Consider the following 13,911-nt stretch of genomic DNA (forward strand, 5'->3'; position numbering starts at 1 on the left):
TCAGTCAGCACATCCTTCTCTGACAAACCGCTTTCGCGAGCAAGCCCGCTCCCACACAAGCCAGCTCCCACAGTGGGTGGTGTGGTGGCGCTAGGCAGATTTGTTTTCCAGCGTGGGTAAGTGGCTGGCACCGAGCAAGGCCGGCAACACCCCCGCGCGCAAGTCATTGCCGCTCGGCTGCTGATACAGGCTCAAACCAAACTCCGGCAACACCGCCAGCAGATAATCAAAAATATCCCCCTGGATCCGCTCGTAATCCGCCCACGCCGTGGTGCGGGTAAAGCAGTAGATCTCCAGCGGCACACCCTGCGCCGTGGTTTGCATCTGGCGCACCATGCACGTCATGTTGGGCTGGATGTCCGGGTGGCTTTTCAGGTAGGCCAGGGCGTAGGCGCGAAAGGTGCCGAGGTTGGTCATGCGCCGACGGTTGGCCGACAGTTGCGCGCTGTGGCCCTGGGCTTCGTTCCAGGCCTTGAGCTCGGCCTGCTTGCGCCCGATGTAGTCGGTGAGCAGGTGCACCTGGGTCATGCGCACTTCTTCATCGTCACGCAGGAAGCGCACGCCGCTGGCGTCGATAAACAGGCTGCGCTTGATCCGCCGCCCGCCCGACGCCTGCATGCCGCGCCAGTTCTTGAACGACTCGGACATCAGGCGCCAGGTAGGAATCGAGACAATGGTTTTGTCGAAATTCTGCACCTTGACCGTGTGCAAGGTGATGTCCACCACGTCGCCATCGGCGCCGACCTGGGGCATTTCGATCCAGTCGCCGACCCGCAGCATGTCGTTGCTGGTCAACTGCACGCTGGCGACGAACGACAGCAGGGTGTCCTTGTACACCAACAGGATTACCGCCGACATGGCACCAAGACCCGACAGCAGCAACAGTGGCGAACGGTCGATCAGGGTGGCGACGATGATGATTGCGCCAAACACGTACAAGACCATCTTCGCCAACTGCACGTAGCCCTTGATCGAGCGGGTGCGGGCGTGTTCGGTGCGCGCGTAGATGTCCAGCAGGGCGTTGAGCAGGGCACTCATGGCCAGCATCAGGAACAGGATGCTGATTGCCAGCGCCACGTTGCCGATGAACAGGATCGCGGTCTTGCTCAGGTCGGGCACCAGGTACAGGCCAAACTGGATTACCAGCGAGGGCGTCATTTGCGCCAGGCGGTGGAAGACTTTGTTGTGCCGCAGGTCATTGAGCCAGTGCAGCGCCGGCTGCCGGCCGAGCAACTTGATGGTGTGCAGGATCAGGTAGCGCGCCACCCGTCCGAGCAGCAGCGCCACCACCAGCAGCACTGCAAAGCCGAGGCTGGCGTGCAGCAGCGGGTGTTCATCGAGGGCGCCCCAAAGGTCTTGGACGTTGAGCCAGAGCTGTTTGATATCCATGGGTGAAACCGATTCTTCTGTAGGACAAGACGGGGCGATTAGAGCATTGAAGTGCGACAAAGTTGGCCTCTTGGACAAAAGTGCTCACAAAAAAGCAGCTGATTAGCACCGTTCGCGTAAAGAAACTCGGTTTGGACGCCCGAAACCGGTACCCTATGCCGCTGATATTTTGTATTTCTTCGAGGTAGCACCCGTGTTTTCCCAATTCGCCCTGCACGAACGCCTGCTCAAAGCCGTGGCCGAGCTTAAATTTGTCGAGCCAACGCCTGTGCAAGCAGCGGCCATCCCGCTCGCGCTCGAAGGGCGTGACCTGCGGGTGACAGCTCAAACCGGTAGCGGCAAGACCGCCGCTTTCGTCCTGCCGGTGCTGAACCGCCTGATCGGCCCGGCCAAGGTTCGCGTCAGCATCAAGACCCTGATCCTGCTGCCAACCCGCGAGCTGGCCCAGCAGACCCTGAAGGAAGTGGAGCGTTTCTCCCAGTTCACCTTCATCAAGTCCGGCATCATCACCGGCGGTGAAGACTTCAAGGTCCAGGCCGCCATGCTGCGCAAGGTGCCGGACATCCTGATCGGCACCCCTGGCCGCATGATCGAGCAGCTCAACGCCGGCAACCTTGACCTCAAGGAAGTCGAAGTGCTGGTGCTGGACGAAGCCGACCGCATGCTCGACATGGGCTTTGCCGACGACGTGCAGCGCCTGGTGGCCGAGTGCGTCAACCGTCAGCAGACCATGCTGTTCTCCGCCACCACCGGCGGTTCGACCCTGCGCGAGATGGTCGCCAAGGTCCTGAACAACCCTGAGCACTTGCAGGTCAACAACGTCAGCGACCTGAACGCCACCACGCGTCAGCAGATCGTCACCGCCGACCACAACGTGCACAAAGAGCAGATCCTCAACTGGCTGTTGGCCAACGAGACCTATCAGAAGGCCATCGTGTTCACCAACACCCGTGCCGCCGCCGACCGGATCTACGGCCGCCTGGTTGCCCAGGAATACAAGGCGTTCGTGCTGCACGGCGAAAAAGACCAGAAGGACCGCAAGCTGGCCATCGACCGCCTCAAGGCCGGCGGCGTGAAGATCCTCGTGGCCACCGACGTTGCCGCCCGCGGCCTCGACGTGGATGGCCTGGACCTGGTAATCAACTTCGACATGCCCCGCAGCGGCGACGAATACGTGCACCGTATCGGCCGTACCGGGCGTGCCGGCAACGATGGCCTGGCCATCTCGCTGATCTGCCACGGCGACTGGAACCTGATGTCGAGCATCGAGCGCTACCTCAAGCAGTCGTTCGAGCGCCGTACCATCAAGGAAGTCAAAGGCACCTACACCGGGCCGAAGAAGGTCAAGGCGTCGGGCAAGGCCGTTGGTGTGAAGAAGAAAAAGACCGACGCCAAGGGCGACAAGAAGAAAACCGGCGCCAAGTCGCCGACCAAGCGCAAGATCGCCAACCGGCCGAAGACCGACAACCTGTCGCTCGTCAGCAAGGACGGCATGGCCCCGCTCAAGCGCCGCAAGCCAGAAGCGCCGGCTGCCGAGTAAGGTTGGGCTGATGTGAAAAAACCGGACTGATGTCCGGTTTTTTTATGCGCGGTGATCGTTCCCACGCTCCGCGTGGGAATGCCTCCAAGGACGCTCCGCGTCCTGCCTCTGGCTTCAATTCTTGGCTTTGGCCGCCGCTTCCTTGAGTTCCTTGAGCCGGGCGTCGATCAGTTGGCACTTGTCAGGGAACTGCGCACTTTCCGTGTCCAGGTCCATCTTCTGCAGCTCGTCGTTCATCTCCTTGGCTTGGGTCGCGTTCTGTTCGGTCAGTTTGGCCACTTCCTGGCCCAGTTGCTCGCGCTTCGCCGTGGCCTCTTCCGGCGTACAGGCCCAGGCGGGCAGGGCGGTCAACAGGGTGGCGGCGATGGCCAGGTTCATCAGGGTTTTCATGGGTGGACCTCCTTGGCGGGGATATCTCAGTGGAGGTTGCCGCCGCGTGGAAAGTTCACAAAAGTGACGCTCGTCCATTGGGCTGAACGGCCAGCGACGTGCCCGGTCACACCTTTAGACGGGCCACTTTTCACCCGCCCGCAGGAGGAATCAGGATGACGACTTACAACTGGGATCTGATCGAGCGCTTGCTGCACGAAGTGCAGAATGGCGAAGGCAGTTTTGCACCGCGCCAGTATGCCGAGCAGGAAGCGGCCGAAAAGGCCACGGCAGGCGAATCTACGGGCAATCTGGATGCGTTGAAAAAGACTGCTGCGGATTATGAAGCGCTGTTGCTCAAGCGCGGTTTTATCGAACCGCGGCCAGAGGAAGAAGGTGGCACCGGTGAGAATTTCATCCTGACGCCGTTGGGCGCGCAGTTGCTGGCATTGATCGACAGTTCGATCCCGGGCAACGACCACCCGCGCCAAGTGCTGGACGAGCAAGGCGATGCGCTGGACCCGGCCACCTTCGCCGAAGTCGCGTCAAAGGCCCAGATCGCCTGACCTTGACCGCGCCCGGCACCCGCTGCGGTGCCAGGCGAACCTGTCAGATCGGTAATCTGGCGCTAAGGTGGCTGACAGCCGGCCACCCCTAATCTGCTGCCATTCCCCTGACGGACGTGAATCGGCATGCATTCCAAACCCTCCAGACGCACCGTTGTCAAAGGCCTCGCCGTCGGCGGCCTGCTCGGCGGGCTCGGGCTTTGGCGCAGCCCGGTCTGGGCCTTGACCAGCCCCGGCCAGCCCACCGTGTTGGCGGGCCGCGAATTTGACCTGTTTATCGACCAGACCCCGGTCAATCTCACCGGCCGCCACCGCACTGCGTTGACCATCAACGGCAGCCTGCCCGGCCCATTGCTGCGCTGGCGCGAAGGCGACACAGTGACCCTGCGCGTGAAAAATCGCCTGGCCGAGCCTACATCGATCCACTGGCACGGCATTTTGCTGCCCTCGACCATGGACGGCGTGCCCGGCCTGAGCTTCAAGGGCATCGAGCCGGGCGGGGTGTTTGTCTACCAGTTCACCGTCAAGCAGCACGGCACTTACTGGTATCACAGCCATTCCGGGTTCCAGGAACAGCAAGGCGTGTACGGCCCGCTGGTGATCGATCCAAAAGAGCCCGAACCCTTCAGCTACCAGCGTGACTACGTGGTGATGCTCTCGGATTGGACGGATGAAGACCCCGTCGCACTGATGAAGACCCTGAAGAAACAGTCCGATTACTACAACCTGCACAAGCCTACCGTCGGCGACTTTGTGCGCGATGTGGGGGCGAAGGGCTGGTCCGCCACGGCCGCCGACCGCCTGATGTGGGCGCAGATGAAGATGAACCCCACCGACCTGGCGGACGTCAGCGGCGAAACCTACACCTATCTGCTCAACGGTCAGCCGCCGGAGCGCAACTGGACCGGGTTGTTCGCGGCGGGGGAGACGATTCGCCTGCGTTTTATCAACGGCTCGGCGATGAGCTATTTCGATGTGCGCATCCCGGGGCTGAAGATGACCGTGATCGCTGCCGATGGCCAGCCGGTCAAACCGGTCAGCGTCGATGAGTTGCGCATTGCCGTGGCGGAGACGTATGACGTGCTGGTGGAGCCCACGGCGCCGGCCTACACGCTGTTTGCCCAGGCGATGGACCGTAGCGGTTTTGCCCGGGGCACGCTGGCTCGGCAAGCCGGCTTGACCGCGCCAGTCCCGGCCGTCGACCCGCGCCCCTGGATCACCATGGACGATATGGGCATGGGCGGCATGGACCACGGCGCCATGGCGGGTATGGAAGGCATGGATCACAGCGCCATGGCGATGCAAAGCCATCCGGCCAGCGAGCAGAACAACCCGCTGGTGGACATGCAAGCCATGAACCCGGTGCCCAAGCTCGACGACCCCGGCATCGGCCTGCGCAACAATGGCCGCCGCGTCCTCACCTACGCCGACCTGCGCAGCACCTTCGAAGACCCGGACGGCCGCGAGCCCAGTCGCACCATTGAGCTGCATCTCACCGGGCATATGGAGAAGTTCGCCTGGTCATTCAATGGGGTGAAATTCTCCGCTGCCGAGCCGTTGCAACTGACTTACGGTGAGCGGGTGCGACTGGTGTTGGTCAACGACACCATGATGAGCCACCCGATCCACCTGCATGGCCTGTGGAGTGACCTGGAAGACGAGAACGGCCAGTTCCAGGTGCGCAAGCACACCATCGACATGCCGCCCGGCTCCCGGCGCAGCTATCGCGTAACTGCCGATGCCCTGGGCCGCTGGGCCTATCACTGCCACCTGCTGTACCACATGGAAATGGGCATGTTCCGTGAGGTGCGCGTGCATGAATAAGGACCTGAGGATGAGCCGTCGTGTGGTTGCTGCCGTCATCGCGCTGGGGAGCAACCCGTGGGCGCTGGCGGATGAGTTTCAAAGCATGAGCCCGGCGTCACCGGCACTCACCGAGAGCCGTACGCCGATTCCGGTGCTGACGGATGCCGATCGCGCGGCGGTGTACAACGCCCCCGGTGGCCACTTGGTGCATGACAGTGGCGTCAATTCGATGCTGCTCATCAACCAGTTGGAGTGGCAGGGCGGCAGCGGTGAAGGGGCGCTGAGCTGGGATATGAAGGGCTGGCTCGGCGGCGACATCGACCGCCTGTGGCTGCGCACCGAGGGTGAGCGCAGCGCCGGCCGCACAGACAGCGCCGAAGCCCAGGCCCTCTGGGGGCATGCCATCAGCCCATGGTGGGACCTGGTCGGCGGCGTGCGCCAGGACTTCAAACCGGGTGATGGGCAGACCTGGGCAGCCTTTGGCGCGCAGGGCATGGCGCTCTACAACTTCGAGGCCGAAGCGACGTTGTTTGTCGGCGAAGCCGGGCGCACCGCGGCACGGCTGGAAGGTGACTACGACATCCTCCTGACCAACCGCCTGATCCTGCAACCGACCGCCGAACTCAACTTCTACGGGCGCAATGACCCGCAGCGCGGCATCGGCTCCGGCCTGGCCGACAGTGAGGTCGGCTTGCGCTTGCGCTACGAGGTGCGCCGCGAGTTTGCGCCCTATGTGGGTTTCACCTGGCATCGCAGCTATGGCCAGACCGCGCAATACGCCCGCGATGAAGGCGAAGATGCCAGCCAATGGCGCTGGGTCGCGGGTGTGCGCCTGTGGTTCTGACGTTTCACTTTTCCTATAACCCGCCGCCATGAGCGGCTTGGAGCCTTGCATGTCGATGTTGAAAAGCGCGCTGGTGGGCGCTGCGTTGCTCACCAGTCTGTCGGTCACCGCCCATCCCAAATTGCTTTCATCCATTCCGGCTGCGGGCGCCCAGGGCCCTGCACCCGCAGTGATTGAACTGCACTTCTCGGAAAACCTGCTGACGCAGTTTTCCGGCGCCAAGCTGAGCATGACCGGCATGCAGGGCGTGGCCCACGCGCCGATGCCGGTGAAGGCCAGCGTCGCTGCCAGTACTGACCCCAAAGTGATGCTGGTCAAGCCCGCTCAAGCACTGACGGCCGGCACCTATCAGGTGGACTGGCGTGCCGTGTCGTCCGATACGCACCCGATCCTCGGCAATGTGGTGTTCAGCGTCCAGCCATGAGTGAGCTGATCCCGGTGATGCTGCGCTTTGCGCTGTATGCGGACTTGATGCTGGTGTTTGGCCTGGGGTTGTTCGGCTTCTATGCCGAGCGCCGACTGTTGAGTGTGCAGCGCTTGCTGCGCATGCTGGCAGGCCTGGGTCTACTGTTTTCCGTGCTGTCGATGCTGTCCATGACCCAGGCCATGAGCGGCGCCGAGGACTGGCCGACGTTGTGGGCGCACCTGCACATGATGCTGGGGCAGACCGAACTGGGCTGGACATGGTGGTTGCGCATGGTGGCGCTGGCGTTGGTTGTGCTGGATACCCGGCTGGCCACGCTGTGCGGCGGTATCGCGCTGGTCACGCTGACGTGGACCGGGCACGGCGCGATGCACGAAGGCACTGTGCGGCTCTGGCATGTGCTCAGCGACAGCGCGCACCTGCTGGCGGCGGCGGGTTGGGTCGGGGCGCTGGCGGCGTTCGGGTTGTTGCTGGTGAACCGGTCGTTGCCCCAGGCCGGGCGTGTGCAGGCGCTGGCGCGCACCTTGGCAGGATTTGCGCGCGTCGGCAGCGGGTTTGTGCTGGTGTTGGTGGTCACCGGGGTGGCCAATTATCTGTTTGTCGTCGGGCCGAACCTGGACGGCCTCACGGCTGGGCTCTATGCGCTGCTGCTGTGCCTCAAGCTGGGATTGTTCGGCCTGATGCTGGGGTTGGCGGCGCTCAATCGTGTGCACCTTGCGCCGTTGCTGCAGCGGTCCCTGGCGGCGGGCGAGCCTGGGGGGACGCTCAAGGCGCTGCGCCGCAGCATCGCCCTGGAGTTGGCGGCGGTGGTGGTGATCCTGGGGTTGGTCGCGTGGCTGGGCACCTTGGCGCCCACCTAGGACGGCGTGCTCTTGAGGCATTTAAGCGCCTGGAAATCGCTGCGTACCTTGTCGATTTTCTGCCTGAGTTTCTGGCGTTGCGCCGGGGTGCTTTCGGCCATCAGGTCGACAATCAGGCTGCGCGCTGCGGTTTCCGTTTGTGCGTAGGCGCTGCGGTATTGCGGGGTCCACAGGCTTTCGCGGTCCACCAGCAGTTGCTGGATTTTCTGCGGGAAGTCGGCGTCGTGGCGTTGCTGCACGGCGGCGATGAAGTGCGCCTGCCAGCGGGCGCGGTTGCCGACCCAGGCCTGGTTCTGTTCGCCCAGAGCGACGGACCAGGCGTTGACCCGACTCTGCTGGCTGGCACTGAGCGGGCCGATCCAGGCGTCGAGGCGCTTGCTCATGCGCTCGGCGCGTTCCTGGATCTGCTCGGCCAGTGGCGGCTTGAGGTAGTCGTCCTGGCGCTTGCGCAGGTCCCTGGCCAGGGCGTTGTTCATGTCCTGCACCTGCTGGTCGTCCAGGCCTTGTAGCAGTTCGATGGCAGATGGAGTGACTTGCTGCGCGATGTCGGCAATCGCCTGCTTGGCTTCAGCGGTGCGGGCTTGCAGTGCGGCGTCGCTGACCTGGCGGTTGTCGGCCATCTGTTGCAGGCGGTCCAGCCAGTCGAGGTAACCCGGCAATTGGGTGGTGCAGTGCCAGGCCAGGTGCGCCTTGAGGGTGTCGTTGAACCAGCTCTTCTGCCCGGCATTCATGTCCAGGTAGTCATTGAGGGTCCAGGGGATGATCACATCCAGGTTGCGATAGGCCAGGCCGACGCGGTTGCAGCCACCGAGCACCAGGCTGAGGGCCAGCAATACCAGCAGGAGTTTGAGCCGATGCAGCATGGGCGGGTCCTTGCGCAGAGGAGGTGTGTGCATGTGAGCCTGCGCGAGGGGCGACAGTTCAGCCCATCAATAAAACGACCGCGCGGCCTTCAGCGTCAACAGGCCATCGCATTGCGAGTTGTGTCCAGAGTAGGCCGAGCAATCACCGCCGCTGAGGCTGGAGTCGCTGTAGATCAGGTTCAGGTCAACGCCCATCCAGGCCCGGGAGAATTGCACCGACCAATCGCTGAAGCTGCGGATGGAGCCCCCGTCGACGGCGACCGGGCTGCCCAACTGATGAGTGGTGTACTTCATGCTGACGCCGATGCCGAAGGGTTGCGTGCCGCCGAGGTCGGCGAACAGGGTGCTGTCCTGGCGGTCCGGGTCGTTGCTGAAGGACGCGCCGAAGCGGTTGCCCAGCAGGTTCAGGCCGCCGTAGAACTCCTGGCTGTCGAGGGGGCTGAGCTTGGGGTAGCTGTAGTGGATCAGGCCGACTTCGTAACCCAGGGTCTGGTCGAAGGGGTGTTTGAAGCCCATGTAGGAATCGACTTCAAGGGTGCTGTCCGGCGACAGGCCCATGCTCGGTGAGAACTGGCCGACATACAGGCCGCTGTCGTGGCTCAGGTCGAGCCCGCCATGGAATGAATCACTGCCCGGCGAGGTGGGCTTGACCAGGCCCTGGGCCATGCTGCGGCTGGGGGTGGTGCCCAATTTCAAGTCGAAGTCGCCCCATTCGCGTTGAAAGATCTGCGCTTGGGCAAGGGGGCTGGCTATCAGGGCCGTGAGCAGGAAAATGCAGGGTTTGACCATGCGTCACTCCATGAAAAGCGAGGAGCAGTAACAGAAGAAATCGAGCAGATGCCCGTGCTAGACGTGTGCAAGCATACCGGCGAATGCCTGGGGTTGAGCCCCGTTCGTCGATTGGTGCGAGATTGAATGTGTCGGGAGGGTGTTGCGGGCTCTAGTCCTAGCGCCTTGATGACAAGGCGCTTAGGGACCAGGTGTGTTGCGCGGTATTACTTCTTGCCCAGGCTGATCTGCTTGGACGGGCCGAAAGTCTGGCCGCTCACGCCCTTGGCAATTTGCTGGATTTCGCCGCCGGACTTGAGGAACGCAGCAATCTGGCTGTTGATCGATTCGCTGGTTTCAACGGCGGGAGCTGGCTTTGCTTTGCTGTTGGATGCTTTTACGCGCATGGCGGCCACTAACCTGTAGAAAATTAACTTGGCCAGGCATCGTACAGGAAATACTTGACAATTGCTTGGCAAATATCCCCCGGGAATAAGCGCTGCGTGTGGAAATAACTGAAGTCTATCTTTGAAATAAGCCTCTAACTTACTGTTTTAACTCGAAACCCCGGGGCTGGCTGCGGCGTACGTAGCCGTAAAATCGCGCTTATTGATCGGACGAGCGGGGCAAGGCCATCAGCGCGCCACGCCAACCCGCGATTTTTCAGGCGCGCGCGCGTGGCGGGCGCAACTCGGGTAGAATGCCGCCCACGTAATGAGGGTATTGAAAATGGCTTTGGTCGGTCGCTACAACAGCTTGCAAGTGGTTAAACACACTAACTTTGGTTTGTACCTGGACGGCGCGCAAGACGGTGAAATCCTCTTGCCCAACCGGTATATCCCCAAAGATATTCCCAGTGAAGATGAAGATTGGCTGAACGTTTTCATTTATCTGGACAGCGATGACAAACTTATCGCCACGACTGAAAAACCGAAAGTTCAAGTGGGCGAGTTTGCCAGTTTGAAAGTGGTGGAAGTCAACAGTATTGGTGTATTCCTCGATTGGGGTTTGCCGAAAGACCTGTTGCTGCCGTACTCGGAAGAAAAACGCCAGATGACCGCTGGTGAATATTGCGTGGTGCACGTCTACCTCGACAAGCACACCAAGCGCATCACTGCGACCGCGCGTCTGGATCGCTACCTGGACAAGACCCCGGCTAACTACCAGGTGGGCCAGGAAGTCAATCTGCTGGTGGCCGAAGCCACCGACATGGGCTTCAAGGCGATCATCAACAACAAGCACTGGGGCTTGATCCACAAGAACGAAGTGTTCAAGTTCCTGCGCCCGGGCAAGGAAGAGAAAGGCTTCATCAAAGAGATCCGCGCCGATGGCAACATCAGCCTGAGCCTGCAGCCAGTAGGCCAGGAAGCGGCCTCCAGCCTGAACTCGAAGATCCTCGCCAAGTTGCGTGAAAACAACGGCAGCCTGCCGGTCAGCGACAAGAGCGACCCGGCGGTTATCAGCAACTTGTTTGGCGTGAGCAAGGGCAACTTCAAGAAGGCCATCGGTGCCCTCTACAAGCAGGGCCAGATCGTGATTCATGCCGATCGCATTGAACTAAGCTGATCGCGGTTTGCTCTTCTGTAGGTGCCACTCGGCGCCTACAGAGGTTGTTTCAATGTCCAGAAAAACCATCTTCGCCTACCTCGGCACCTTGCTTGCCTTTCTGGTCCTCGACGGCCTCTGGCTCGGCGTACTCATGGGCCCGACCTACAAATCACTGCTGGGCCCGCTGATGCTCGATCAGCCGCGCCTGCTGCCAGCAGCACTCTTCTACCTTTTGTATGTCCTCGGTTGTGTCGTGTTCGTTGTCTTGCCCAGCGCAAGTTGGCAACGCGCTGCACGTTTGGGCGCCTTGCTGGGCCTGGTGGCTTACGGCACCTATGACTTGAGCAACTGGGCCACTCTACAGGGCTGGTCCGCCGGGTTGGCAGTCATGGATATGGCCTGGGGCACCTTCCTGACGGCTGCATGCTGCACGGTTGGATACGTGTGTGCGCATCGAGTGCGCCCGCGCCGGTGATTGCCAGGCAAGCACCCAACCCGCCAGTAGCAGGCCGCTCCCGGCAATCACCAGTGCCGGACGCAGGTCGCCACTCAGATGACTGCTCACCGAGGCCAGCAACGGCCCGCTCAACTGGCCGATGGCAAAACTGGCGGTGAGCAAACCGGTGCTGCGCTGATAGCCATGGGGGGCGATGTCCCGCAGACGTGCCATGACCAGCTGCATGCATGCCAGGAACGGCGCGCCACACAGCAACACGCCGAGTGCCAGGCCCCAGGCATTGCCCAGCAGGCAGGCGAACACACCGGCGGCTTGCAGCCACAACGTCGCCATCAGCCAGTGCCGTGTGGTGTTCGGGGCGTTGCCGCGCAGGCTGGCGACAACTACCCCCAGCGCTGCGGACAAGCCAAAGCACGGCCAGAACAGATCGGCCTGCCAGGCGCCTTTGAATTGTGCGCTGGCCATCTGCGACAGAAAGGTCGCGGGGATGATGTAGCCCAAGCCAAATAAAAAGTAGATCCAGCCCAGGTGCGCGATGCTCTGATTGCCTCCCGCGGTGACCGTCGGTGCAGTGGCCGTTGTCGGCTGGGGCAGGCAGGGCAGGACGACCAGCAGCATCACCAACGCCACCGCCCCATACACCAGCCATAACGTGGCCGAGTCTTGCCCCAGCAGGTTAGAGCCCAGTGCCAGCAATCCCGTGAGCAGAATCCCCAGCCCGGGTCCGGCAAATACCAGTGCGCCCAGGCGCGGGCGCCCCGCAGCCAGCGCCAGCGGCTGGCTCAGGCTGGTTATCATCACCAGCGCCCAGGCACTCGCCACGCCCGTCCCGAAGCGCAACAGTAGATGGGGCCAGAACCCATGGGCCCAGTACGATGTTAAGGTCAGCAGCACACACAGCCACAGCCCACCATAGAGCCGGCCGCGAACGTGGTGATGGCTGCGGGCGAAGATCGAATCCACCGCCCCGACGAAATACCCCAGGTAATTGGCGGCGGCGATCAGGCCGGCACCGGTCAGGTCGATCTGCCCTTCGCTGAGTAAATGCGGCAATTGCGGGGTGAGGGCGAAGCGGCCAATGCCCATGGCCATCATTAGGGCGATAAAGCTGGCGAGTAAACGAATCAGGGGCGACATGGGCTTTTTTCCTACGGGTCAGCGAATGACGTTCAGGCTAAAGCGGATTGACTTTCTGTAAAATTGAATAATAGTGAGTAACTTGTTCAGTTTTGGAGAAAGGTATGGAGTTCAGTCAATTGCGCATTTTCCAGGCTGTGGCGGAAGAGGGCTCCATCACCCGCGCGGCCGAGCGCCTGCATCGCGTGCCATCGAACCTGTCGACCCGGCTCAAGCAGATGGAGGAGCAACTCGGCGTCGAGCTGTTTGTACGCGAACGCCAGCGCTTGCAGCTTTCTCCGGCGGGCAAAGTGCTGCTGGACTACAGCAGCCGTCTGCTGGCGCTGCACGACGAAGCCCATGGCGCAGTGCAGGGCGGGCAACCGGCCGGCGACTTTGTGCTGGGCAGCATGTACAGCACGGCGGCGGTTCATTTACCGAAGCTGCTGGCGAGCTATCACAAGGCTTACCCGATGGTGAATCTGCAGGTGCAATCGGCGCCCAGCGGCGAGTTGCTCGAAGGCTTGATTACCGGCCGCCTGGATGCTGCCTTTGTGGACGGCCCGATCACTATCGCCACCCTGGACGGTGTGCCGTTGTGTGAAGAGCGCCTGGTGCTGATCTGCGAAGCCGATCACCCGCCGGTGCGTGGGCCGCAGGACGTTGCGGGGCGTTCGGTGTTCACGTTCCGACGCAGTTGCGCCTATCGCGCACGGCTGGAGACGTGGTTTTCCCACGAGCGTGTGGCGATGGGGCGGGCCATCGAGATCGAGTCCTACCAGGGCATGCTCGCGTGCGTGATCGCCGGTTCCGGGGTGGCGCTGATGTCTGAATCCATGCTCGACAGCCTGCCCGGCAAGGACAGCGTGTCCGTTCATCCGTTGACAGGGCCTTTTGCCACTGCGACCACCTGGCTGATGTGGCGAAAGGGTATGCTCGGCGCTAACCTCAACGCATGGATCGACTTGCAGCAAGCGGGCAAGGCCGAAGTCCTGCAAGACGCGCGGGCGATTGCTTGAGCGATCCGTCAGGATTCAGAGCAATTCAGTAATAGTTCGTTGTGGTTTCGTCCATGCAATACGTAGGACTTAGGGCTACTATCACTGTAGGAAAAGGCGACAGAATTTGCGCCTGCCAGCATTACCCTCAAAGGGGGCAACCATGAAAGAGAAAATTCAAACCTGGCTCCATGACCTCGGTGTTGCACTGGGCTTGATCGAGCCGCCGATGCAACCGGTGCCGATCCGTACCGATGATGAGCAGCGTCGGCCGCGTCGCAGATAGCGCCTGAGGCTACGCAGAATTCAATAATGTGGGAGCGGGCTTGCTCGCGAAGGCGGTGTGTCAGTCGATGCAAGGTT

General features: G+C 61.8%; 16 protein-coding genes. 10 read left to right on the top strand and 6 right to left on the bottom strand.

Annotation, left to right across the window (positions count from 1 at the left end; translation table 11 throughout):
• Positions 1-90: 90 nt before the first annotated feature.
• Positions 91-1,389: a mechanosensitive ion channel family protein gene (locus tag NUV89_RS21900; RefSeq protein WP_257782942.1), complete on the bottom strand. Its 1,299-nt coding sequence runs from the start codon at positions 1,387-1,389 to the stop codon at positions 91-93.
• A 193-nt stretch (positions 1,390-1,582) separates the two neighbouring features.
• Between NUV89_RS21900 and NUV89_RS21905 the strand changes: the two genes are divergently transcribed.
• Positions 1,583-2,929 carry a DEAD/DEAH box helicase gene (locus NUV89_RS21905; protein WP_017735367.1) on the top strand — a complete coding sequence of 449 codons (1,347 nt, stop codon included), beginning with the start codon at positions 1,583-1,585 and terminating at the stop codon, positions 2,927-2,929.
• Positions 2,930-3,043: 114 nt separating this feature from the next.
• On the opposite strand, the gene NUV89_RS21910 is transcribed toward NUV89_RS21905, so the two are convergent.
• Positions 3,044-3,319: a hypothetical protein gene (locus tag NUV89_RS21910; RefSeq protein WP_257782943.1), complete on the bottom strand. Its 276-nt coding sequence runs from the start codon at positions 3,317-3,319 to the stop codon at positions 3,044-3,046.
• 155 nt (positions 3,320-3,474) lie between these two features.
• Between NUV89_RS21910 and NUV89_RS21915 the strand changes: the two genes are divergently transcribed.
• The 5 genes from NUV89_RS21915 to copD all read left to right on the top strand — a co-directional run bounded on the left by NUV89_RS21915 (position 3,475) and on the right by copD (position 7,798).
• Positions 3,475-3,864: a transcriptional regulator gene (locus NUV89_RS21915; protein ID WP_257782944.1), complete on the top strand. Its 390-nt coding sequence runs from the start codon at positions 3,475-3,477 to the stop codon at positions 3,862-3,864.
• A 126-nt stretch (positions 3,865-3,990) separates the two neighbouring features.
• On the top strand, positions 3,991-5,688 hold the full coding sequence (locus NUV89_RS21920; RefSeq protein ID WP_257782945.1) for a copper resistance system multicopper oxidase: 1,698 nt from the start codon (positions 3,991-3,993) through the stop codon (positions 5,686-5,688).
• A 10-nt stretch (positions 5,689-5,698) separates the two neighbouring features.
• On the top strand, positions 5,699-6,514 hold the full coding sequence (locus NUV89_RS21925) for a copper resistance protein B (RefSeq protein WP_257782954.1): 816 nt from the start codon (positions 5,699-5,701) through the stop codon (positions 6,512-6,514).
• Between the two features lie 49 nt (positions 6,515-6,563).
• Positions 6,564-6,938: a copper homeostasis periplasmic binding protein CopC gene (copC, locus tag NUV89_RS21930; protein WP_257782946.1), complete on the top strand. Its 375-nt coding sequence runs from the start codon at positions 6,564-6,566 to the stop codon at positions 6,936-6,938.
• The gene (gene copD / locus NUV89_RS21935) at positions 6,935-7,798 is read left to right on the top strand and encodes a copper homeostasis membrane protein CopD (protein ID WP_257782947.1); all 864 of its coding nucleotides are present in this window, start codon (positions 6,935-6,937) and stop codon (positions 7,796-7,798) included. The genes copC and copD overlap by 4 nt, the downstream gene beginning before the upstream one ends.
• On the opposite strand, the gene NUV89_RS21940 is transcribed toward copD, so the two are convergent.
• From NUV89_RS21940 to NUV89_RS21950, 3 genes are all read right to left on the bottom strand, one after another.
• Entirely contained in the window at positions 7,795-8,661 is an 867-nt protein-coding gene (locus NUV89_RS21940) for a DUF6279 family lipoprotein (protein WP_257782948.1), read from the bottom strand. The genes copD and NUV89_RS21940 overlap by 4 nt on opposite strands.
• A gap of 66 nt (positions 8,662-8,727) precedes the next feature.
• Entirely contained in the window at positions 8,728-9,450 is a 723-nt protein-coding gene (locus tag NUV89_RS21945; protein WP_257782949.1) for a TorF family putative porin, read from the bottom strand.
• 206 nt (positions 9,451-9,656) lie between these two features.
• Positions 9,657-9,836: a hypothetical protein gene (locus NUV89_RS21950; protein WP_003193095.1), complete on the bottom strand. Its 180-nt coding sequence runs from the start codon at positions 9,834-9,836 to the stop codon at positions 9,657-9,659.
• Positions 9,837-10,158: 322 nt separating this feature from the next.
• Here NUV89_RS21950 and NUV89_RS21955 point away from each other — a divergent pair, with 322 nt between their 5' ends.
• Both NUV89_RS21955 and NUV89_RS21960 read left to right on the top strand, forming a co-directional pair.
• Entirely contained in the window at positions 10,159-10,995 is an 837-nt protein-coding gene (locus NUV89_RS21955) for a S1 RNA-binding domain-containing protein (RefSeq protein WP_017735376.1), read from the top strand.
• Positions 10,996-11,047: 52 nt separating this feature from the next.
• Positions 11,048-11,452 (top strand): DUF2177 family protein, encoded by a 405-nt coding sequence (locus tag NUV89_RS21960; RefSeq protein WP_257782950.1) that lies wholly within the window; start codon positions 11,048-11,050, stop codon positions 11,450-11,452.
• Here the strand turns inward: NUV89_RS21960 and NUV89_RS21965 are convergent.
• Positions 11,336-12,571, bottom strand: coding sequence for an MFS transporter (locus tag NUV89_RS21965; RefSeq protein ID WP_257782951.1), 1,236 nt, complete (start codon positions 12,569-12,571; stop codon positions 11,336-11,338). The genes NUV89_RS21960 and NUV89_RS21965 overlap by 117 nt on opposite strands.
• 104 nt (positions 12,572-12,675) lie before the next feature.
• On the opposite strand from NUV89_RS21965, the gene NUV89_RS21970 reads away from it, so the two are divergent.
• Together NUV89_RS21970 and NUV89_RS21975 are read left to right on the top strand one after the other, a co-directional pair.
• Positions 12,676-13,569, top strand: a complete 894-nt coding sequence (locus NUV89_RS21970; protein WP_257782952.1) for a LysR family transcriptional regulator — start codon at positions 12,676-12,678, stop codon at positions 13,567-13,569.
• 142 nt (positions 13,570-13,711) lie between these two features.
• Positions 13,712-13,834 (top strand): PA1414 family protein, encoded by a 123-nt coding sequence (locus NUV89_RS21975; RefSeq protein ID WP_257782953.1) that lies wholly within the window; start codon positions 13,712-13,714, stop codon positions 13,832-13,834.
• Positions 13,835-13,911: the final 77 nt, after the last annotated feature.

This window comes from Pseudomonas sp. 18.1.10 (genome assembly GCF_024655625.1).
Lineage (GTDB): Bacteria > Pseudomonadota > Gammaproteobacteria > Pseudomonadales > Pseudomonadaceae > Aquipseudomonas.

Bases quoted from the DNA above. Each gene is read 5' to 3' on its own strand.
- NUV89_RS21960 (WP_257782950.1), top strand. From the start codon at position 11,048: ATGTCCAGAAAAACCATCTTCGCCTACCTCGGCACCTTGCTTGCCTTT.
- copD (WP_257782947.1), top strand. From the start codon at position 6,935: ATGAGTGAGCTGATCCCGGTGATGCTGCGCTTTGCGCTGTATGCGGAC.
- NUV89_RS21915 (WP_257782944.1), top strand. From the start codon at position 3,475: ATGACGACTTACAACTGGGATCTGATCGAGCGCTTGCTGCACGAAGTG.
- NUV89_RS21955 (WP_017735376.1), top strand. From the start codon at position 10,159: ATGGCTTTGGTCGGTCGCTACAACAGCTTGCAAGTGGTTAAACACACT.
- NUV89_RS21920 (WP_257782945.1), top strand. From the start codon at position 3,991: ATGCATTCCAAACCCTCCAGACGCACCGTTGTCAAAGGCCTCGCCGTC.
- NUV89_RS21970 (WP_257782952.1), top strand. From the start codon at position 12,676: ATGGAGTTCAGTCAATTGCGCATTTTCCAGGCTGTGGCGGAAGAGGGC.
- copC (WP_257782946.1), top strand. From the start codon at position 6,564: ATGTCGATGTTGAAAAGCGCGCTGGTGGGCGCTGCGTTGCTCACCAGT.
- NUV89_RS21925 (WP_257782954.1), top strand. From the start codon at position 5,699: ATGAGCCGTCGTGTGGTTGCTGCCGTCATCGCGCTGGGGAGCAACCCG.
- NUV89_RS21910 (WP_257782943.1), bottom strand. From the start codon at position 3,319: ATGAAAACCCTGATGAACCTGGCCATCGCCGCCACCCTGTTGACCGCC.
- NUV89_RS21900 (WP_257782942.1), bottom strand. From the start codon at position 1,389: ATGGATATCAAACAGCTCTGGCTCAACGTCCAAGACCTTTGGGGCGCC.
- NUV89_RS21965 (WP_257782951.1), bottom strand. From the start codon at position 12,571: ATGTCGCCCCTGATTCGTTTACTCGCCAGCTTTATCGCCCTAATGATG.
- NUV89_RS21975 (WP_257782953.1), top strand. From the start codon at position 13,712: ATGAAAGAGAAAATTCAAACCTGGCTCCATGACCTCGGTGTTGCACTG.
- NUV89_RS21950 (WP_003193095.1), bottom strand. From the start codon at position 9,836: ATGCGCGTAAAAGCATCCAACAGCAAAGCAAAGCCAGCTCCCGCCGTT.
- NUV89_RS21945 (WP_257782949.1), bottom strand. From the start codon at position 9,450: ATGGTCAAACCCTGCATTTTCCTGCTCACGGCCCTGATAGCCAGCCCC.
- NUV89_RS21940 (WP_257782948.1), bottom strand. From the start codon at position 8,661: ATGCTGCATCGGCTCAAACTCCTGCTGGTATTGCTGGCCCTCAGCCTG.